Below are 19,298 nucleotides of genomic sequence, written 5' to 3' on the forward strand. Positions count from 1 at the left end.
ATCCCGGACCGGTCCCTGCGGACCGGCGCGGGCGGCCTCAGCGCGTCTCGGGGCCCGCGAGGTGCCGGGCGATGACCATGCGCTGGATCTGGTTGGTGCCCTCGACGATCTGGAGCACCTTCGCCTCGCGCATCAGGCGCTCGGCTGGGAAGTCCGCGGTGTAGCCGTAGCCGCCCAGGACCTGCACCGCGTCCGTCGTGACGCCCATCGCCGCGTCGGTGCAGAAGAGCTTGGCCATGGCGGCCTGCCGCGAGAAGGGCCTGCCCGCGTCGCGCAGCCGCGCGGCCGCGAGGTAGAGCGCGCGGCCCGCCTCGATCTTCGTGGCCATGTCCGCGAGCATGAACCGCAGCCCCTGGAAGTCGGAGATCGGACGGCCGAACTGCCGGCGGTCCGCCGCGTACGCGAGCGCCTCGTCCAGGGCCGCCTGGGCCACGCCGATCGCGCAGGCGGCGATCCCGAGCCGCCCGGAGTCCAGGGCCGACAGGGCCAGGGTGAAGCCCTGCCCCTCCTCGCCGAGCCGGCGGCGGTCGGAGACGCGGACCCCGTCGAAGTGGATCTGGGCGGTGGGCGAGCCCTTCATGCCCATCTTCTTCTCGGGGGCGGCAGCGCTCAGGCCGGGCGCGTCACCGGGCACCAGGAAGGCCGTGATCCCGCGGGGGCCCTCGCCGCCGCTGCGGGCCAGGACGGTGTAGAAGTCGGCGACGCCGCCGTGGGTGATCCAGGCCTTGGTGCCGGTCAGCACCCAGTCGTCGCCGTCGCGGACCGCCTTGGTGGCGAGGGAGGCCGCGTCGGAGCCCGAGGAGGGCTCGGAGAGGCAGTACGCGCCGAGGAGGCCGCCGCCGAGCATGGCGGGCAGGAACTCCGCCTGCTGCTCCTTGGTGCCGAAGCCGGCCAGCCCGTGGCAGGCCAGCGAGTGCACGCTCACCCCGAGGCCCACGGTCAGCCGCGCCGCGGCCAGCTCCTCCAGGACCTGGAGGTAGACCTCGTACGGCTGGTCGCCGCCGCCGTGCTCCGAGGCGTACGGCAGGCCCAGCAGGCCGGACTCGGACAGCAGGGCGAACAGCTCGCGGGGGAACTCCCCCGCCTCCTCCTGCGCGGCGGCGTGCGGACGGATCTCCCGCTCGGCGATCTCGCGTACGAGTGCGAGGAGGTCCCTGGACTCCTCGGTGGGCAGCTGTCGGTCCACCGGCTGCGGGGCACGGTCGGTCATGGCGGCGCTCTCCTCCCTCGTGGGGCAGTGCGGCGGAGCGCGCCGGGTGTGCGCGCCGCCGGAGTGGGTGCTCGTGCAGCCGATGCTGCCCCTTCGGATCACGAAAGCGGCTGACCTGCGGCTGCGGCGGGGCCGAGTATGCCCGATGACGGCTGTTCCGTCACGGGTTCAAGATCGCCAACTGCCCTTCAGAGGGCCGCCGGCACGGGTGGAGCTGGACATTCCGGAACGAATTCCCCGACCACGTCGAGAGTGGCCCTCAGCAGGCGCACGAGCATCCCGGTCAGCTCCTCGCGGCCGGGCGCCCGCTCGGGGTCCTGTGCGATCCACTCCAGGGTGATGTCCTCCACCCCGCCGAGCCACCCGAGGAGGGCGAGCCGGGCGAGCGGGGGGATGCTCCCGCGGCCGTACGCGCCCTCCGCGACGGCCCGTACGAGCTCCTCGCGCACGGAGTCGCGGATGGCGAGCACCTCCGCGTCGGAGCCCACGCCGCCGGTGGCGATCGTGCGGTACGCGGCCTGGTGCTCGCGGGCGTAGCGGAGGTAGCCGTCCACGGTGCGGCGCAGGTGCTCGGCGCGGGTCAGCCCGGCTCCGGCGCCGGCGCAGGCGACGAGTCCGGAGACGGAGTCCTCGACGATGGCGAGGTAGTAGCCGCGTTTGCTCTTGAAGTAGTAGTAGACGAGCCCCTTGGCGACCCCGGCCTGCCGGGCGATGTCGTCCATGGAGAGCGCGTCGTACGCCGTGTCCGCGAACAGGCGGCGGCCGATGGATATGAGCTCGGCCCTCCGGTTCCGGGACCGCTCCGACGCACCGCGCTGGTGCTGACTACTGTTCATCCGGCCTCAGACCTCGAACTGCCACAGGATGCCCCGCAGTATGGCAGAGGGGTCCGGGCCGGACTTCCCGTACGGGCCGGCGGCTACATCAGGCCGGTCTGGGTGACGAACATGGCGAGTACGACGACGAGGGTCCAGCCGAGCACGTGCTCCAGCCACTTCGGGGTCCCGTCGGGTCCGCCGGTGCGCTCGCGCCTGCGGGCGCGGACACGGTCGCCGGTGGCGGTGGGGGCTGCGGTGCTGCTGGTCATGGTGGCTCGCATCGGTCGTCTGGCAGTGGACGTCCCCCCGGTCCGTCCAATGTGCCAGCACCGGCCGCCCCCGCGGTAGAGAGCTTGGTCACTCCGGCGCCCGCCGGGGGTCCTCCCGGCGGGCGCCGTCCGGCACGGGGCGGTCAGGTCCTTCGCCGGTCGGCGGTGGACATCGCCAGGCCGAGCAGCAGGGCGACCGCGCCGGTGACCACGTTGGTCCACACGCTGCGCGTGGTGGACACGTCGCCCGCGATCACCCACGGGGACACGATGGTCCACGCGCCGATCGCGATGGCGGCCCACGCCATGGCGTGGGTGCGCTCGTACGCGGAGCCCGTGCCGCCCATGAACAGGCAGTACGCGGCTCCGGTGACGAGGTTGCAGACGGCCAGGGCGGTCAGGTCGCTGAACCCGACGATCCACGGCGAGGCCGCCAGGAACACGCCCGTGAGCAGGGCCAGGGTCTCGATGCCCTGGGCCCGGGGGGTGATGGTCGCCGCCTCGAACCGGGAGCGCATCTCGGCGAGGTCGGGGTGGTGCTCAATGGTCGGATGGATGGACATGGCGGGCCGCCTCCTACCGAAGCATTTATCTGCCCTTTATCCCCTATGTAACGCTTGTCGGGGCGGCCTGGTCAACGGGCTGCGGGCGCGGATTTCTCAGTCGGCCCCGAGCACCCCCGCCGCCGCGAGCGCCCGCAGCTGCGCCGGGTCCGGCCGGGCGGGCACGTACAGGTAGCAGATCCCGCCCGAGCCGGAGAGGGTCTTGCCGGCGGCGTCGTACCGCAGGGTCCGCAGCCAGACGTTCTCGAACTCGCGGCGGCGGTAGACGCGGCGGACGGCCGCGTCGGTGGCGGAGTTCGGGTCGTTGGCGACCACGTCCCCGGCGGGGGTGAAGCCGACGACGGCCATCAGGTGCCCGGCGGTGCCGTAGCCCGCCCCGGTCAGCTCCTCCTGCCGGAAGGACTGCGAGGTGATCACCGGGATCCCGGCGGCGACGAGGGCCTCGGCGTCGGTGAGGGAGCACAGCCGCGTCACCACGGCCGCCAGGTCGGGGTACGTGGCGGCGTAGGCGGCGTTGAAGGACCAGTTCCCGCAGCCCTTGTACTGGTGGTCGTAGGTCTGCCGGGCGGCGTGGCACACCTGCGGGTCGTCGTAGGCCGGGTCCACCCAGGCCAGCTCGGCCCGGCTGGGCCGGCGGCCCCAGTACTCGACGGTCATCTGCGAGGAGGTGGGGCTGCACCAGGCCTCGCCGCCGTTGTCGTACTCCGGGTACCGGCCCTTGTGGATCTCCTGCGAGTACCGCGGTACGGCGAGCTCGCGGCCGGGTCCGGGAGCGGTCGCGGGCACGGTGTGACGGGCCGGCACGTCGGAGGCCATCGCGCCCGCGAGGTGGACGAGCGGGGTCAGGCGGGTGCCGGGCCTGCGGTACAGGGTCAGGCGCAGCTGCCAGTGCGTGATGCGCAGCCCCTCGGCGGCGGGGGCCCCGTCCACGGCGAGGGTGTCGGTCCACACCCGGCTGCGGCCGTCGCCCTGGCCGTCGACGGAGGTCCGCCGGATGTCGGCCTCGCCCGAGGCCCAGCGGGCCATGACGTACCAGGGGCTGAGGGTGCCGTCGGTGTAGGTGGCGCGGACCTCGGTCTGGATCCAGGTGCCGGGCGGGGTGTGGGCGTTCCAGGACGCGACGACCTCGGTGGCGGGGACCCCGGAGCGGTGGACCGGGGAGGTCCAGCGGGCGTAGTGCCACGGCGTGGTGCGGCCGGTGTGCGAGTCGGCGTACTCCGTGTCGCCCGAGGTGGCGCCGATGCGCAGGGCGGGGCGGGGGGCGGTCGTGACGGCCGTCCCCTCGTGGGACCCCGCGCGCCAGTGGGCGGCGGTGTGCCAGAAGCGGTTGGAGACGGTGCGGGCCGGGGCTGCGCCGCCGGGGGCGGGCGCGGGGGCTCCGCCGGGCGCGGGCAGCGGGGCGGAGCCGCGGGTGCGGGGGGCGGCCCCGGCCGGGCCGGGGCCCGCGGCGGCCGCGGCCAGGGCGAGGGCCGCGGCCAGTACGGCCCGGCGCGGTGCGGAAGCGGTCATCGGCGGGAACCCCCAGGGTGGTCCGGACGGCTGTCCCGCCACCTTCGCAGGAGCGGAGCGGCGGCGGCCAGGCACAGGGCTCGTGTCCCGCGGAAGTACGCTGGTCGGGTGCCCCTCCCGGACCCGGACGCCGCCTCCCCCGCCGCCCCCGCCGCCTCTTCGGAGCCGTGCTCCTCCGTCTCCGCCGCCCCGCCTGCGGCGGCCGGCCGCGCGGAGGCGCCCGGCCCGCTCGGCCCGCTGGCCGCGTCGCTCGCCGCCGCGCCCCCCTCCTGCGGCCCGGTGCGGCTGGTCGCGGTGGACGGGCACGCGGGGTCGGGCAAGAGCACCTTCGCCGCGCGGCTGGCGCAGGCCCTCGGCGGGGCCCCCGTCCTGCACCTGGACGACGTGGCCACGCACGGGGAGCTGTTCGGCTGGACCGGGCGGTTCCGGCGGCAGGTGCTGGAGCCGCTGGCCGCCGGCCGGGCCGCGCACTGGCGGCCGTACGACTGGACCGCCCGCGGCTTCGGCCCGGAGCGGGTGCAGGAGCCCGTACCGCTGCTCCTGATCGAGGGGGTCGGCACCGGGCGCCGGGAGCTGCGCCCGTACCTGGCGCGGCTCCTGTGGATGGACACCCCGCGCGCCGAGTCGTGGGGGCGCGGGCGGGCCCGGGACGGGAGCGCGCAGGCGGATTTCTGGGACGGGTGGGAGCGCGCGGAGCTCGATCACTTCGCGAGTGATCCTTCGCGCCCCTTCGCCGACACCCTGGTGCGCCAGAGCGGTACGGGATACGAGTGGACTTCGGGGGCGGATGCGACGGCCGGGGCACCCCGTTTCGTCACCCAGAGCGACGAACTGCCCCCGGTTTGATCCACGCTCAAAACTGCCCTCCGGCAGCCCCCCGATCCCGCTTGACCGGGGCGCCGCGGCAGCCTTACGTTCTGAATGTGCGGCCCAGCGGGCCTCACCTCCCCGAAGCCCCCGGTCGTTCCCCCGTGACCGGGGGCTTCGCTCTGCCCCGTACGACCCCCGTCGGCCGCACCCCTCCGGCCCCTCGTTCACCCTGAGTCACGGTCACCCCCCGGCCGCCCGCTCCCCCGAGTGTCCGCCGCGCCCTACGTCGGCGTCTTCGCCGCAGGTACGATGCGAAACTGATTCCGGCGGAGCGGTCTGCACAACTCCCGTCCATGACGCGGAGGTTGGGGGATGCGATGGACTTCGGCACGCAGGGCGGCAGCTACGCCCCGGCCGAACTCGCCTGGCTGCGCGGGGTGGACGCGTACATGATGGGCGCCTACCCGCAGGCCGAGGAGGAGTTCCGGACCGCCGTCCGCTGTGATCCGGCGATGGCCGACGCCTGGCTGGGGCTGCACGCCCTGCGGGTGGACACCACCAACGCGCTGCTGCGCATGTACGCCCACCACGACCGCTTCGGCGAGCAGCGGGCCCGCCACCGGCGCACCCTCAACTCCTGGTACTGGCTGGGCTGGTGGGTGCAGCCCGTGCTGGAGAGCCGGCGCGACCTGCTGCTCGCGCACGCCTCGCACTGGCTGGACGGCCGGCACGTCCCGGAGCTCGACCAGGCCCTCGCCGGGCTGCCTCCGGTGGACGCGGATCCGCAGGTCCGCTTCCTGCACGCCTGCCGCGCGTACCTCGTCAAGGACTGGGACCAGCTGGTGCGGCACACCGAGCCGCTCGTCGACGATCCGCTGCTGGGCATCGAGTCCGGGCTCTTCGGCGGGATGGCCCGGGTCCGCCTGGAGATGTACGGGCAGGCCGAACCGGTGCTCTCGACGGCCCTGATGCGCTGCCGCAGCGAGCAGCCCCAGCGCAAGGAGCTGCGCTACTGGCTGGCCCGCGCCCACGAGGGCACCGGCCGCAGCGCCGCCGCCCTCCCCCTGTACCGCGCCGTGCACCGGGTGGACCCGGCCTTCATGGACACCGCGGCCCGCCTCACCGCCATCGCCGAGGGCGACGGGCTCGACGGCACGCACGGGCTGGACGGGCTGGGGTACGCCGCCGGCGCCGGGGACTACGCGGCGGCGGTGGTCGGCGGCGGCACCGGGCAGGACGCCGCGGAGGGCCAGCCCGATGCGGAACCGCTGCCGGGCTCCGACTCCCCCGACGGCCGCGAGCCGCGGTTCGGGCCGGTGCCGGCCCCGCTGTCCGGCGTACCGGGCCCGCCCGGACCGCCGCTGCCGCCCGACCGGCCCCGGCGCAAGCCCTCCGTACCCCCGCAGTCCGGGCCGCCGGACCTGCCGGCCGGGCCCTCGGACCCCGAACTGCTCGCCGAGGCCCTGGCCGAGCTGGAGCAGATGGTGGGGCTGGCGCCGGTCAAGCGGCAGGTCAAGGCCCTGTCCGCGCAGCTCCACATGGCGCGGCTGCGGGCCGGCCAGGGGCTGCCCGTCCAGCCGCCCAAGCGGCACTTCGTCTTCTCCGGCCCCTCCGGTACGGGCAAGACGACCGTGGCCCGGATCCTGGGCCGGGTCTTCTACGCGCTGGGGCTGCTGGGCGGCGACCACCTGGTCGAGGCCCAACGGGCCGACCTGGTCGGCGAGTTCCTGGGCCAGACCGCCGTGAAGGCCAACGAGCTCATCGACTCCGCCATCGGCGGGGTGCTGTTCGTGGACGAGGCGTACAGCCTCTCCAACTCCGGCTACAGCAAGGGCGACGCGTACGGGGACGAGGCCCTCCAGGTGCTGCTGAAGCGGGCCGAGGACAACCGCGACCAGCTCGTGGTGATCCTCGCGGGCTATCCGGCGGGCATGGACCGGCTGCTCGCCACCAACCCCGGGCTGTCCTCCCGCTTCACCACCCGCGTGGACTTCCCGAGCTACCGGCCGTCCGAACTCACCGCGATCGGCGGGGTGCTGGCCGCCGCCAACGGCGACCAGTGGGACGCGGAGGCCGCCGAGGAGCTCGGCAGCATCAGCGCGCACGTGGTCGAGCAGGGCTGGATCGACGAACTGGGCAACGGCCGCTTCCTGCGCACCCTGTACGAGAAGAGCTGCGCCTACCGCGACCTGCGGCTGACCGGCTACCCGGGCACCCCGGGCCGCGAGGACCTGGCCACCCTGCGCCTGCCCGACCTGATGCAGGCCTACGGAGAGGTCCTCTCGGGCCGCGGCCCCCAGGACCGCGGGCGCCCCGAGCCCCCGCCGTTGTGACGGCGCGGTCCCGGGGGCCGCGGGGCCCGGGAGGATCCGCGGGGACCTACCCGAACACCGCCGCCCCCGGGACCGCCGCCCCCGGCGCGGGGGCGGGCAGGACCTCCCGCAGCCGGTGCGCCGGGTCCCGCACCTCGCCGACCAGCATTTCGAGCACGTCCTCCAGGGCCACCAGCCCCAGCACCCGGCCGGCCGCATCGGCGACCTGCGCCAGATGGGTGGCCTCGCGCCGCATCACGCCCAGCGCGTCGTCCAGGGGCAGGGTGGCGCCGAGCACGGGCATCCGGTGCCAGACCTGCTGCGGCACCGCCCGCTCCCGCTCCTCCAGGTCGAGCACGTCCTTGACGTGCAGGTAGCCCAGGAAGGCCCCGCCCGCGCCGTCCGCGCGGACCGGGAAGCGCGAGTAGCCGGTGCGCACGGTCAGCGCCTCGATCTGCCGCGGGGTGGCGGACGGTCCGACCGTGACCAGCTGGGCCCGGTCGAGGAGCACGTCCGTCACCGGGCGGCTGCCCAGCTCCAGCGCGTCCTCCAGCCGCTCCTGCTCCACCGCCGCCAGCAGTCCGGCCTGCCGGGAGTCCTCGACCAGCCGGCCGAGCTGGGCGCTCGTGTAGGCCGCCTCGACCTCGTCCTTCGGCTCCACGCGGAAGGCCCGCAGCACCAGGCGGGCGCAGGCGCCCAGCGCGGCGGTGACGGGCCCGCAGAGCCGGGCGAAGCCGACCAGCCCGGGGGCCAGCCGCAGGGCGGTGCGCCCGGGGTCCGCCATGGCGAGGTTCTTGGGGAGCATCTCCCCGATCACCAGGTGCAGGAAGACCACGGCGGCCAGGGCGGCCGCGTACCCGAGGGGGTGGACGAGCGCCTGCGGCACGTGCACCGCGAGGAAGACGGGCTCCAGCAGCCGGGCCACGGTGGGCTCGGCGACCGCTCCGAGGGTCAGCGAGCACAGGGTGATGCCGAACTGGGCCGCCGCCATCATCCGGGGCAGGTTCTCCAGTCCGTACAGCACCTGCCGGGCCCGCTTGGAGGCGGCGGCCAGCGGCTCGATCTGGCTGCGCCGCACGGAGACCAGGGCGAACTCCGCACCGACGAAGAAGCCGTTCGCCAGCACCAGCAGCAGGGCGAAGACCAGGTGCAGGGCGTTCACCGGCCGCCCACCGCCTCCGCGATCCGCGGCTCGGCCGCGGCGGGCACGGTGCGCACCAGCCGGACCCGCTCGGCCCGGAAGCGGCCGACCCGGCGGACGGAGAGCTTCCAGCCGGGCAGTTCGGCCCGGTCGCCGGGGGCGGGGATCCGGCCGAGGAGGTCCGCGACCAGCCCGGCCACGGTCTCGTACGGCCCCTCGGGGACCTCCAGTCCTATCCGGCGCAGGGTGTGCACCCGGCAGGAGCCGTCGGCGTCCCAGGCGGGCCGCCCGTCCTCGGCGGGCGCGGCGGCCAGTTCGGGGGTCTCCTCCCCGGCGAGGTCGTGCTCGTCGCGGACCTCCCCGACGAGCTCCTCGACGATGTCCTCCAGGGTGACCACCCCGGCGGTGCCGCCGTACTCGTCGACGACCACGGCCATCGGCTGCTCCTTGCGCAGCCGCTCCAGCAGCCGCTGCACGGGCAGGGTCTGCGGGACGAGCAGGGCGGGTACGGAGATCAGCCCGGCCCGGGTGCGCGCCCGCTCCTGCTCCGGCACGGCCAGGGCGTCCTTGAGGTGGACCACCCCGACCACCTCGTCGATGCGCTCGCGGTAGACGGGGAACCGGGACAGGCCGGTGGCCCGGGTCAGGTTGAGCACGTCGGCGGCGGTGGCCCCGGCCTGGAGGGCGCTGACGCGGACCCGGGGGGTCATCACGTGCTGGGCGGTGAGCCCGCCCAGTGAGAGGGTGCGGACGAACAGGTCGGCCGTGTCCTGTTCGAGGGCGCCCGCGCGGGCCGAGTGGCGGACCAGGGAGACCAGTTCGCCGGGGGTGCGGGCGGAGGCCAGCTCCTCGGCGGGCTCCACGCCGAAGGCCCGTACCAGGCGGTTCGCGACGGAGTTGAGCCCGGAGATGACCGGTCGGAAGAGGCGGGAGAAGGCGTGCTGCGGGCCGGCCACGAAGCGGGCGACCTGGAGCGGCCGGGAGACCGCCCAGTTCTTCGGCACCAGTTCGCCGACCACCATCTGCACGGCGGAGGCCAGCAGCATGCCGACGGCCACGGAGACCCCGGAGACGGCCCCGTGCGGGAGTCCGGTGGCGGTGAGCGGGCCGGCGAGCAGCCCGGCGAGGGCGGGTTCCGCGAGCATGCCGACCACGAGGGAGGTGAGGGTGATGCCGAGCTGGGTGCCGGAGAGCTGGAAGGACAGCTCCCGCAGGGCCTTGACGACCGTGCGGGCGCGGCGGTCGCCCTCGGCGGCGGCGCGCTCGGCGTCCTGCCGCTCGACGGTGACGAGGCCGAACTCGGCGGCCACGAAGAATCCGTTGGCCAGGATCAGGGCGAAGGCCGCCCCGAGCAGGAGTAGCGGGATGGTCATGCCGCCGCCTCGCGGGAGGTGGCGGCGCGGGTACTACCGGACGATCCGTCCATCGCTGGAGGGAGTCACTCCTCTGGTGGCAGGGGGCCGCGGCTGCCGGGGGGCCGGAGCCGGCGGCGGGGCGCACGGCTGCGCCCCGGCACCAGGGTAGTCATTGCGGTCGGGCCCGCAACGGGGGCTCAAGCGGCGGCGGAGCCCGTACCGCGGGTTTCGGCGAGGGCGCGCAGGGCGCGCGCGTCGCCGATGGCCTGGGCGCGGGCCACTCCTGGCTGGATGCCCAGGGCGGGCAGGCTGGTGCCGTCGTTGAGGTCGAGGAACACCCAGGGGTCGCCGGGGCGGAGGTTGACGCGGAGGATCTGCGCCCATTCCAGGCGGCGGGTGGTGGTCAGGTTGACCACGGTCACCCCGGCCTCGTCGGCGACCACCTTGGGGCGGCTGAGCAGGACGAGGACGGAGCTGAGCAGTCCGGCGGTGAAGATGAAGCTGATCTTCTCGCCGGTGCTCAGGCGCTCCAGCATCAGGGCGACCACGGTGATGGTCGCGAACATGGCCGAGCCGACGCCCAGCAGGATCACCCGGGTCCGGGTGGGCCGGAAGGTGACCGGCAGGGCGGGCGGGGCTGCGGGGGCGGCGGACTCGGCCATGGTGTGCGGTGCCTTTGCGGGGTTGCCGTGTGAGGGGGTGCGGGTCAGAGCCGGCAGGCGTGGATCGAGGTGGTGAGGATCGCGCGGGCGCCGAGCTCGTACAGGTCGTCCATGATCCGCTGGGCCTCCTTGGCGGGGACCATGGCGCGGACGGCGACCCAGCCCTCGTTGTGCAGGGGGGAGACCGTCGGCGATTCGAGGCCGGGGGTGAGGGCCACGGCGCGCTCCAGGTGCTCGGCGCGGCAGTCGTAGTCCATCATCACGTAGCTGCGGGCGACCAGGACGCCCTGGAGGCGGCGCAGGAAGGTCTGGATCCGCGGGTCCTCGACTCCGGCGCCGGTCTGGCGGACCACGATGGCCTCGGACTGCAGGATCGGCTCGCCGATGACCTCCAGTCCGGCGTTGCGCAGGCTCGTGCCGGTCTCGACCACGTCGGCGATGATCTGGGCGACGCCCAGCTGGATCGCGGTCTCGACGGCGCCGTCGAGGTGGACGACGGAGGCGTCGACGCCCTGCTCGGCGAGGTGCTTGGCGACGATGCCCTCGTACGAGGTGGCGATCGTCATGCCGCCGAAGTCCTCCGGGCCGCGGGCGGTGCCGGGGCGGGTGGCGTAGCGGAAGGTGGAGCGGGCGAAGTTCAGCGGGAGGATCTCCTCCGCGTTCGCGCCGGAGTCCAGCAGCAGGTCGCGGCCGGTGATGCCGATGTCGAGCTTGCCGGAGGCCACGTAGATCGCGATGTCCTTGGGCCGGAGGTAGAAGAACTCCACCTCGTTCTCGGGGTCGATGACCACGAGTTCCTTGGACTCCTTGCGCTGGCGGTAGCCGGCCTCATGGAGCATTGCCGACGCAGGTCCGGAGAGGGAACCCTTGTTGGGGACGGCGATGCGCAGCATGGGGACGGTTTCCTTTGTTCGCGGTACGTGAGTGCTGTGCGGAGCGTGGGTGGTACGGGGGTGGTGCGGGCTGGTGCCGGGAGGTGCGGGGCCCGGCGGCGGTGCCGCCGGGCGGCCCGTCAGAGGTGCTTGTAGACCTCGTCGAGGGAGATCCCGCGCGCGACCATCATCACCTGTACGTGGTACAGCAGCTGCGAGATCTCCTCGGCAGCCGCCTCCTTGCCCTCGTACTCGGCGGCCATCCAGACCTCGGCGGCCTCCTCGACGACCTTCTTGCCGATGGCATGGACGCCCTTGCCGACCAGTTCCGCGGTACGGGAGGTGCTGGGGTCGCCGGTGGCCGCCTTGTGCTGCAGCTCGGCGAAGAGCTCTTCGAAAGTCTTGTTGGCCATGATGGTCCTCAGAATACGGGGTGCGCCCCGGCCACTCAGCGCCAGGGTTCGCTGACGGTCCGCAGGGTCATGGCGGTGGCGACGGCGGCGGTGACCGCTTCGTGCCCCTTGTCCTCGTTCGAGCCCTCGAGGCCGGCCCGGTCGAGGGCCTGCTCGTCGGTGTCGCAGGTGAGCACACCGAAGCCGATCGGGACGCCGGTGTCGACGGACACCTTGACGAGACCCTGGGTGACGCCCTGGCACACGTAGTCGAAGTGCGGGGTTCCGCCGCGGATCACCACGCCGAGGGCCACCACGGCATCGTAGCCGCGCTCGGCGAGCACCTTCGCGACGACGGGGAGCTCGAAGCTGCCCGGCACCCGCAGCAGGGTGGGCTCGTCGATGCCGAGCTCGTGGAGGGCGCGCAGCGCGCCGTCCACGAGTCCGTCCATGACCTTCTCGTGCCACTGCGCCGCGATCACGGCGACCCGCAGGTCTCCGCAGTTGCGTACGCTCAGTTCGGGTGCGCCCTTGCCGCTCACGGTTCTCCTCGGTGCTTGGTTCTGGGGTGGTGGGTGGTGGGTGGTGGGGTGGCGGGTCGTGCCGGGTGCGGCTACTGGTTGCCGCAGGCGGAGACGACCGAGGCCGCGGCCGCGTCCAGCCAGGGCAGGTCGTGGCCCATCCGGTCCCGCTTGGTGCGCAGGTAGCGCAGGTTGTGCTCGCCGGCCTCGACGGGCATGGGCTCGCGCTGGTTGACGCGGACCCCGCCGCGCACGAGGGCGTCGGCCTTCTCGGGGTTGTTGGTGAGCAGCCGCACGGAGCGGACGCCGAGGTCGGCGAGCATCTGGGCGCCGGCCCCGTAGTCGCGGGCGTCGGCGGGCAGTCCGAGTTCGAGGTTCGCGTCGAGGGTGTCGCGGCCGCGCTCCTGGAGCTCGTAGGCGCGGAGCTTGGACAGCAGGCCGATGCCGCGGCCCTCGTGGCCGCGCAGGTAGACCACGACCCCGCGGCCCTCGGCCTGGATGCGGGCCATGGAGGCGTGCAGCTGGGGGCCGCAGTCGCAGCGCAGCGAGTGGAAGATGTCGCCGGTCAGGCATTCGGAGTGCATCCGGACCAGGACGTCCTCGCCGCCGGCGATCTCGCCGTGGACCAGGGCGACGTGCTCGACCCCGTCGACGGTGGAGCGGTAGCCGTACGCCGTGAAGGCGCCGAAGGAGGTCGGGAGGCTGACCTCGGCCTCGCGGCGGACGGTGGGCTCGGCGCTGCGGCGGAAGGCGATCAGGTCCTCGATGGAGATGATCGTCAGTCCGTGCTTGCGGGCGAAGGGGATCAGCTCGGGCAGCCGGAGCATGACCCCGTCCTCTCCGGCGATCTCGACGATGGCGCCGGCGGGCCGCAGTCCGGCGAGCCGGGCGAGGTCGACGGCGGCCTCGGTGTGGCCGGGGCGGGCGAGTACGCCGCCGGGCTTGGCGCGCAGCGGGAAGATGTGGCCGGGGCGGACGAAGTCGTCGGCTCCGGTGGTGCCGCAGGCCAGGAGCCGCAGGGTGGTGGCGCGGTCGGCGGCGGAGATGCCGGTGGTGACCCCGTGTGCGGGGCCCGCGTCCACGGAGACGGTGAAGGCGGTCTGCATCGACTCGGTGTTGCGGACGACCATCTGGGGCAGTTCGAGCCGGTCGAGCTCGTCCCCCTCCATGGGGGCGCAGATCAGGCCGCGGCACTCGCTCATCATGAAGGCGATGATCTCGGGGGTGGCCATCTCGGCGGCGATGACGAGGTCGCCCTCGTTCTCCCGGTCCTCGTCGTCGACGACGACCACGGGGCGGCCGGCCGCGATGTCCCGGATGGCCTGCTCGACCGGGTCGAGGCGGAAGTTCTCGGGGAGGTCGGTGAGCGCCTGAACGGGCTTGAGGGTCATGCCGCCGCTCCTTCGAGAGCCGGGGTGGTGGGGTTGGTGCGGGAGCGCTGGTACCAGTCGTACGCGCCCCACAGGACGAGCGCGCCGTAGACGACGTAGACGAGGCCGGAGAAGGCGTAGCCGTTCGCGAAGGCGAGGGGGACGCCGACCAGGTCGACGAGCAGCCACGCGAACCAGAACTCGACCATGCCCCTGGCCTGGGCGTACATGGCGACGATGGTGCCGACGAACACGTAGGCGTCGGGCCAGGGGTCCCAGGACAGGGCCGGGAAGGCGGTGAAGAGCCCGCCGACGGCGAGGGTGCCGAGGGCGGCCGCTCCGGCCAGGGCCGCGCGCTCGCGCCAGGTGGCGAAGCGGACGGCGAGGGAGCCGTCCTGGGCCTGCTGTCGGCCGCGGGTCCACTGGTACCAGCCCCAGGAGGCCACGAGGACGACGACGACCTGTTTGCCGGCGCTGCCGGAGAGGTGTCCGGCGGCGAAGGCGGCGAAGAGGACCGCGCCGGAGAGGAGCTGGATGGGCCAGGTCCATACGGAGCGGCGCCAGCCGAGGGCCAGGGCGATCAGGCCGGCGGTGTTGCCGATCATGTCGGCCCATTTGATCTGCTGGTCGAAGACCGTGAAGGCCTCGGAGTTCAGCCAGGTCAGGGGGCTCATGCCGGGTTCTCCTCGGTGGGGCGGGCGGTCTGCCCGTCCTCGGTGGTGCGGGCGTGCAGGGGGTCCACTCCGGCGGCGAGGAGGCGCTCGACGTACTTCGCGAGGACGTCGACCTCCAGGTTGACCGGGTCCCCGGCCTGCTTGTGGCCGAGGGTGGTCAGGGCGAGGGTGGTGGGGATGAGGCTGACGGTGAAGTGGCCGGCGGCCGCCTCGACCACCGTGAGGCTGACGCCGTCGACGGTGATGGAGCCCTTCTCGACCACGTACCGGGCCAGCTCCGCCGGGAGGCCGATCTTGACGATCTCCCAGTGCTCGGAGGGGGTGCGGTCCAGGATGGTGCCGGTGCCGTCCACGTGGCCCTGGACCAGGTGGCCGCCGAGGCGGCCGCCGAGGGCCATGGGGCGCTCCAGGTTGACGCGGGAGCCGACGCCGAGGGCGCCGAGGCTGGAGCGCTTGAGGGTCTCGGCCATCACGTCGGCGGTGAACTCGCCGTCCGAGGTCTCCACCACCGTCAGGCAGACGCCGTTGACGGCGATCGAGTCGCCGTGCTTGGCGCCCTCGGTGACGACGGGGCCGCGCAGCCGGAAGCGGGAGGCGTCCGCGAGCTCCTCGACGGCGGTGACCTCGCCCAGTTCTTCGACGATTCCGGTGAACACTCAGTGCTCCTTGGGGGCGGTGGCGGGAACGGCGGTGATGCGCAGATCGGGGCCGATGCGGACGGTCTCGGTGATGTCGAGCCGCAGCGCGTCGGCGATCGTGGCGATGCCGGCGTCGGCGAGGGCCGCGGGGCCCGCGCCGAGCAGGACGGGTGCGAGGTAGCCGACGACCTTGTCGACTGCGCCCGCGGCGACGAAGGACCCGGCGAGAGCCGGGCCGCCTTCGAGGAGTACGGAGCGGACGCCGCGCGCGTACAGCTCGCGCAGCAGGGCGTCCACGGAGAGGCCGTGCGGGCCGGCCGGCAGCCGGACCGTGTCGACCCCGGGGAGGTGGGCCGTGTCGGCGTCCTCCCCGACGGCCAGCAGCGTGGGGGCCGCGTCGTCGAGGACCCGGGCGGTGGGCCGGACGGTGGCGCGGGTGTCGAGGACGACGCGCAGCGGCTGGGTGGCCCCGCGGCCCGCGGGCAGGCCGCGGACGGCGAGGTGCGGGTCGTCGGCGTGCAGGGTGCCGGAGCCGACGAGCACGGCGTCGGCCTCGGCGCGCAGCCGGTGGACGTCGGCGCGCGAGGCGGCCGAGCTGATCCAGCGGCTGGTGGAGTCGGCGGCGGCGATGCGCCCGTCGAGGGTGGCGGCGTACTTCCACAGGACGTACGGGCGGCCCAGGCGTACGGAGGTGAGCCAGGCGGCGTTGCCCTCGGCGGCCTCCGCGGCGAGGAGTCCCTCCGTGACCTCGACGCCCGCGGCGCGCAGGGTGGCGGCGCCGCCGCCGGCCTCGGCTCCGGGGTCGGGGACGGCGTAGTGCACGCGGGCGATGCCCGCCTCGATGAGGGCCTGGGCGCAGGGACCGGTGCGTCCGGTGTGGTTGCAGGGTTCGAGGGTGACGTAGGCGGTGCCGCCGCGGGCCCGGTCGCCGGCCGCGCGCAGGGCGTGGACCTCGGCGTGCGGGCCGCCGGCCCGCTGGTGGTAGCCCTCGCCCGCGATCGTGCCGTCGGCGGCGGTGACCACGCAGCCGACGACGGGGTTCGGGCTGGTGGAGCCGAGGGCGCGGGCCGCGAGCACGACGGCTCGCCGCATGGCGTCTGCATCGGCGTTTTCGGCCACCGGGTCCTCCTGCCTCATCGGGCACGGACTCCGGGGCCTGTCGGGATACGACAGAAGAGCGGGACGCACGGGGGTACGCCGAAGCCGGAAGGACAGGCTCCCGCGGCTGGAAAACGCCGGTGAGCCGCCTGGGGCGGCGTACCCGTGACTGGCCCGCCGCGCACTGCCTCCCATCCGGACTTTAACCGTCGGTCCAGGAATTTCACCTGGTCAACCGGCCGCTGGCTGCGGACGGGTCGCGGACTGTAACCGCCGGTTCGGAATTGCACCGACCCCGGAGTGCGCTGCTACTGGTACAGGGTCAGTGTGCCACGGCCGATCGGCGCCCATGCGGGTGAACGAATGTGGCCTGGATCACAATCGGACGCATTCAGGCAGGTTCGAAGCAGCCGTTCCCCCGTTGGTCCAGACCTATTGACGGCGTGGTCTAGTCCTCTTAATCTCTGCTTCAACTTCCGGGAGACAGCCCGTCGGATGTGCGCACACCGCGGGCCCAATTCGCGCCACCTATCAGTTCGTTGTGTCCTGCCAACCTCCCTTCCCCAGGAGCCACGATCGTGCTGTCCCCCACGCGCACGAGAGCCACGCTGATGGCAGCCGGAGCCGCAGTCGCCGGCCTGCTGTTCAGCTCGCTCTCCGCAGGCGTCTCGCACGCCGCAGACAACGAGTCCTGTCGACCTGACGGCCTCTACAAGACGCCCGGCGTCGACGTGCCCTACTGCTCTGTCTACGACAGCGAGGGCCGCGAGAAGATGGGCGCCGACCACCAGCGCCGCGTCATCGGCTACTTCACCAACTGGCGCACCGGCAAGAACGGCCAGCCCGCCTACCTGGTGAACAACATCCCGTGGGGCAAGGTCACCCACCTGAACTACGCCTTCGCCCACGTGGACGGCAGCAACAAGCTGTCCGTGGGCCCGGACGGCCCCAACAACGCCTCCACCGGGATGACCTGGCCGGGCGTGGCGGGCGCCGAGATGGACCCGGCGTTCCCCTACCAGGGCCACTTCAACCTGCTGAACAAGTACAAGAAGCAGTACCCGAACGTGAAGACCCTGGTCTCGGTCGGCGGCTGGGCGGAGACCGGCGGCTACTTCGCCGAGAACGGCACCCGCGTCAACTCCGGCGGCTTCTACACGATGGCCACCAACGCGGACGGCTCGGTCAACCAGGCAGGCATCAACACCTTCGCGGACTCCGCCGTCGCCTTCGTCAAGAAGTACGGGTTCAACGGCGTCGACATCGACTACGAGTACGCCACCAGCATGAAGGACGCGGGCAACCCGCTGGACTTCACGATCTCCAACGCCCGCCGCGCCGGGCTGGTCAAGGGCTACGACGCCCTCATGAAGACCCTCCGCGAGAAGCTCGACACCGCGGGCGCCGCCGACGGCAAGCACTACCTGCTGACCGTGGCCGCCCCCTCCTCCGGGTACCTGCTGCGCGGTATGGAGACGTACCAGATGCAGAAGTACCTGGACTACGTCAACATCATGTCCTACGACCTGCACGGCGCCTGGAACGAGTACGTCGGCCCGAACGCCTCCCTGTTCGACGACGGCAAGGACGCGGAGCTCGCCGCGGCCGGGGTCTACGGCTCCCAGCAGTACGGCGGCATCGGCTACCTCAACACCGACTGGGCGTACCACTACTTCCGCGGCTCCATGCCCGCCGGCCGGATCAACATCGGCCTGCCGTACTACACCCGCGGCTTCAAGAACGTCCAGGGCGGCACCGACGGCCTGTGGGGCAAGGCGTCCACCACCACCTGCCCGGCCGGCGCGGGGCTGACCAAGTGCGGTGACGGCGCGGTCGGCATCGACAACCTGTGGCACGACAAGGACGACAACGGGGTCGAGTCCCCGGCGGGCTCCAACCCGATGTGGCACGCCAAGAACCTCGAGAAGGGCGTGGTCGGCGACTACGTCACCAAGTACGGCTTCCCGGCGAACACCACCCTGACCGGCACCTACGCCCGCAAGTACGACTCGACCCTGGTCGCGCCGTGGCTGTGGAACGCGCAGAAGAAGGTCTTCCTCTCCACCGAGGACGAGCAGTCCGTGGCCGCCAAGGCCGACTACGTGGTCAACCGGGGCATCGGCGGCACCATGGTCTGGGAGCTCGCCGGCGACTACTCGTACAACGCCGCCAAGGGCCAGTACGAGATGGGCGACACGCTCACCGACGTGATGTACCAGAAGTTCAAGGCCGCGAGCCCGTACGGGGCGACCAAGGCGGGCGGGACCGCGCTGCCCACGCAGGCCGTGGACATCAAGACGGAGTTCACCGAGTTCAAGCTGGGCGACTCCAACTACCCGCTGACCCCGAAGGTCAAGATCACCAACAACACGAACACGGCGCTGCCCGGCGGCACCGAGTTCCAGTTCGACTACTCGACCTCGGCCCCCGGCAACGCCTCGGACCAGTCGGGCTTCAACACCAAGGTGATCAGCAGCGACCACACGGGCAACAACGTGGGCGGCCTGAAGGGCAACTTCCACCGCGTCTCGCTGAAGCTCCCGGCCTGGCAGTCGCTGGCCCCGGGCGCCACCATCGACCTGGCGTTCAACTACTACCTGCCGGTGTCCACCCCCACCAACTGGACGGTGAACATCTCCGGCACCACCTACGCCCTGGCCGGCGACCTGGCCCGCGGCACCACCCTGGTGCAGCCCGGCACGGGCGGCACGACGGGCGGCACCACCGGCGGTACGACGGGCAGCACGACCGGCGGCACGACCACGGGCGGCACGACCGGCGGCACCGATGGCGGCACCACCACCGGGGGCACCACGGGCGGCACCACGGGCGGCACGACCGGCAGCACCACGGGCGGCACCTGCACCAACCCGCCGTACGTCCACGGCACGGTCTACACCGGCGGCACGACCGTCTCCCACCAGGGCCGCAACTGGAAGGCCCAGTGGTGGACGCAGAACGAGGCACCCGGCACCACCGGCCAGTGGGGTGTCTGGAAGGACCTGGGCGCCTGCTGATCCCACGGGGGTGAGCACACGTCACAGAGAGAGGAGGACCCGGTGGCCCGGCGGCCACCGGGTCCTC

18 protein-coding genes and 1 riboswitch are annotated in these 19,298 nt (G+C 73.3%); of the genes, 3 read left to right on the top strand and 15 right to left on the bottom strand.

Annotated elements, in window-relative coordinates; translation table 11 throughout:
* Positions 1–37 precede the first annotated feature (37 nt).
* The 5 genes from ACZ7JZ_RS31135 to ACZ7JZ_RS31155 form a co-directional block, all read right to left on the bottom strand.
* Positions 38–1,210 carry an acyl-CoA dehydrogenase family protein gene (locus ACZ7JZ_RS31135; protein ID WP_470945269.1) on the bottom strand — a complete coding sequence of 391 codons (1,173 nt, stop codon included), beginning with the start codon at positions 1,208–1,210 and terminating at the stop codon, positions 38–40.
* A 188-nt stretch (positions 1,211–1,398) separates the two neighbouring features.
* Complete coding sequence (locus ACZ7JZ_RS31140; RefSeq protein ID WP_470945271.1) at positions 1,399–2,046, bottom strand: TetR/AcrR family transcriptional regulator; 648 nt, start codon at positions 2,044–2,046, stop codon at positions 1,399–1,401.
* An 83-nt stretch (positions 2,047–2,129) separates the two neighbouring features.
* Positions 2,130–2,297 carry an SCO1431 family membrane protein gene (locus ACZ7JZ_RS31145; protein ID WP_470945272.1) on the bottom strand — a complete coding sequence of 56 codons (168 nt, stop codon included), beginning with the start codon at positions 2,295–2,297 and terminating at the stop codon, positions 2,130–2,132.
* Between the two features lie 143 nt (positions 2,298–2,440).
* Positions 2,441–2,860, bottom strand: coding sequence for an SPW repeat protein (locus tag ACZ7JZ_RS31150; protein WP_470945274.1), 420 nt, complete (start codon positions 2,858–2,860; stop codon positions 2,441–2,443).
* Between the two features lie 96 nt (positions 2,861–2,956).
* Positions 2,957–4,369 (bottom strand): C39 family peptidase, encoded by a 1,413-nt coding sequence (locus tag ACZ7JZ_RS31155; RefSeq protein ID WP_470945275.1) that lies wholly within the window; start codon positions 4,367–4,369, stop codon positions 2,957–2,959.
* A gap of 237 nt (positions 4,370–4,606) precedes the next feature.
* Between ACZ7JZ_RS31155 and ACZ7JZ_RS31160 the strand changes: the two genes are divergently transcribed.
* Positions 4,607–5,215, top strand: coding sequence for a uridine kinase family protein (locus tag ACZ7JZ_RS31160; RefSeq protein WP_470945351.1), 609 nt, complete (start codon positions 4,607–4,609; stop codon positions 5,213–5,215).
* Between the two features lie 341 nt (positions 5,216–5,556).
* Positions 5,557–7,512, top strand: a complete 1,956-nt coding sequence (locus ACZ7JZ_RS31165; RefSeq protein ID WP_470945353.1) for an AAA family ATPase — start codon at positions 5,557–5,559, stop codon at positions 7,510–7,512.
* A gap of 46 nt (positions 7,513–7,558) precedes the next feature.
* Here the strand turns inward: ACZ7JZ_RS31165 and ACZ7JZ_RS31170 are convergent, their stop codons facing one another.
* From ACZ7JZ_RS31170 to ribD, 10 genes are all read right to left on the bottom strand, one after another.
* On the bottom strand, positions 7,559–8,653 hold the full coding sequence (locus ACZ7JZ_RS31170) for a hemolysin family protein (RefSeq protein WP_470945277.1): 1,095 nt from the start codon (positions 8,651–8,653) through the stop codon (positions 7,559–7,561).
* On the bottom strand, positions 8,650–10,005 hold the full coding sequence (locus ACZ7JZ_RS31175) for a hemolysin family protein (protein WP_470945279.1): 1,356 nt from the start codon (positions 10,003–10,005) through the stop codon (positions 8,650–8,652). The genes ACZ7JZ_RS31170 and ACZ7JZ_RS31175 overlap by 4 nt, the downstream gene beginning before the upstream one ends.
* Before the next feature lie 179 nt (positions 10,006–10,184).
* Entirely contained in the window at positions 10,185–10,649 is a 465-nt protein-coding gene (locus ACZ7JZ_RS31180; RefSeq protein ID WP_470945281.1) for a PH domain-containing protein, read from the bottom strand.
* A gap of 44 nt (positions 10,650–10,693) precedes the next feature.
* Entirely contained in the window at positions 10,694–11,542 is an 849-nt protein-coding gene (gene hisG / locus ACZ7JZ_RS31185; protein WP_470945283.1) for an ATP phosphoribosyltransferase, read from the bottom strand.
* A 119-nt stretch (positions 11,543–11,661) separates the two neighbouring features.
* Positions 11,662–11,934: a phosphoribosyl-ATP diphosphatase gene (locus ACZ7JZ_RS31190; RefSeq protein ID WP_030199108.1), complete on the bottom strand. Its 273-nt coding sequence runs from the start codon at positions 11,932–11,934 to the stop codon at positions 11,662–11,664.
* A gap of 35 nt (positions 11,935–11,969) precedes the next feature.
* Entirely contained in the window at positions 11,970–12,455 is a 486-nt protein-coding gene (gene ribH, locus ACZ7JZ_RS31195) for a 6,7-dimethyl-8-ribityllumazine synthase (protein ID WP_470945286.1), read from the bottom strand.
* Between the two features lie 71 nt (positions 12,456–12,526).
* Positions 12,527–13,825 (bottom strand): bifunctional 3,4-dihydroxy-2-butanone-4-phosphate synthase/GTP cyclohydrolase II, encoded by a 1,299-nt coding sequence (locus tag ACZ7JZ_RS31200; RefSeq protein ID WP_470945290.1) that lies wholly within the window; start codon positions 13,823–13,825, stop codon positions 12,527–12,529.
* A complete protein-coding gene (gene pnuC, locus ACZ7JZ_RS31205; RefSeq protein ID WP_470945292.1) occupies positions 13,822–14,478 on the bottom strand; it encodes a nicotinamide riboside transporter PnuC in 657 nt (218 codons plus the stop codon). Before pnuC ends, ACZ7JZ_RS31200 begins: the two co-directional genes overlap by 4 nt.
* The gene (locus tag ACZ7JZ_RS31210; RefSeq protein ID WP_470945293.1) at positions 14,475–15,134 is read right to left on the bottom strand and encodes a riboflavin synthase; all 660 of its coding nucleotides are present in this window, start codon (positions 15,132–15,134) and stop codon (positions 14,475–14,477) included. Before ACZ7JZ_RS31210 ends, pnuC begins: the two co-directional genes overlap by 4 nt.
* Positions 15,135–16,235, bottom strand: coding sequence for a bifunctional diaminohydroxyphosphoribosylaminopyrimidine deaminase/5-amino-6-(5-phosphoribosylamino)uracil reductase RibD (gene ribD / locus ACZ7JZ_RS31215; RefSeq protein ID WP_470945296.1), 1,101 nt, complete (start codon positions 16,233–16,235; stop codon positions 15,135–15,137).
* Between the two features lie 156 nt (positions 16,236–16,391).
* Positions 16,392–16,522: riboswitch (FMN riboswitch) on the bottom strand.
* 270 nt (positions 16,523–16,792) lie between these two features.
* Between ribD and ACZ7JZ_RS31220 the strand changes: the two genes are divergently transcribed.
* Positions 16,793–19,231, top strand: coding sequence for a chitinase C-terminal domain-containing protein (locus ACZ7JZ_RS31220; RefSeq protein WP_470945298.1), 2,439 nt, complete (start codon positions 16,793–16,795; stop codon positions 19,229–19,231).
* Positions 19,232–19,298 lie beyond the last annotated feature (67 nt).

The organism is Streptomyces sp. NPDC038213, assembly GCF_055600495.1.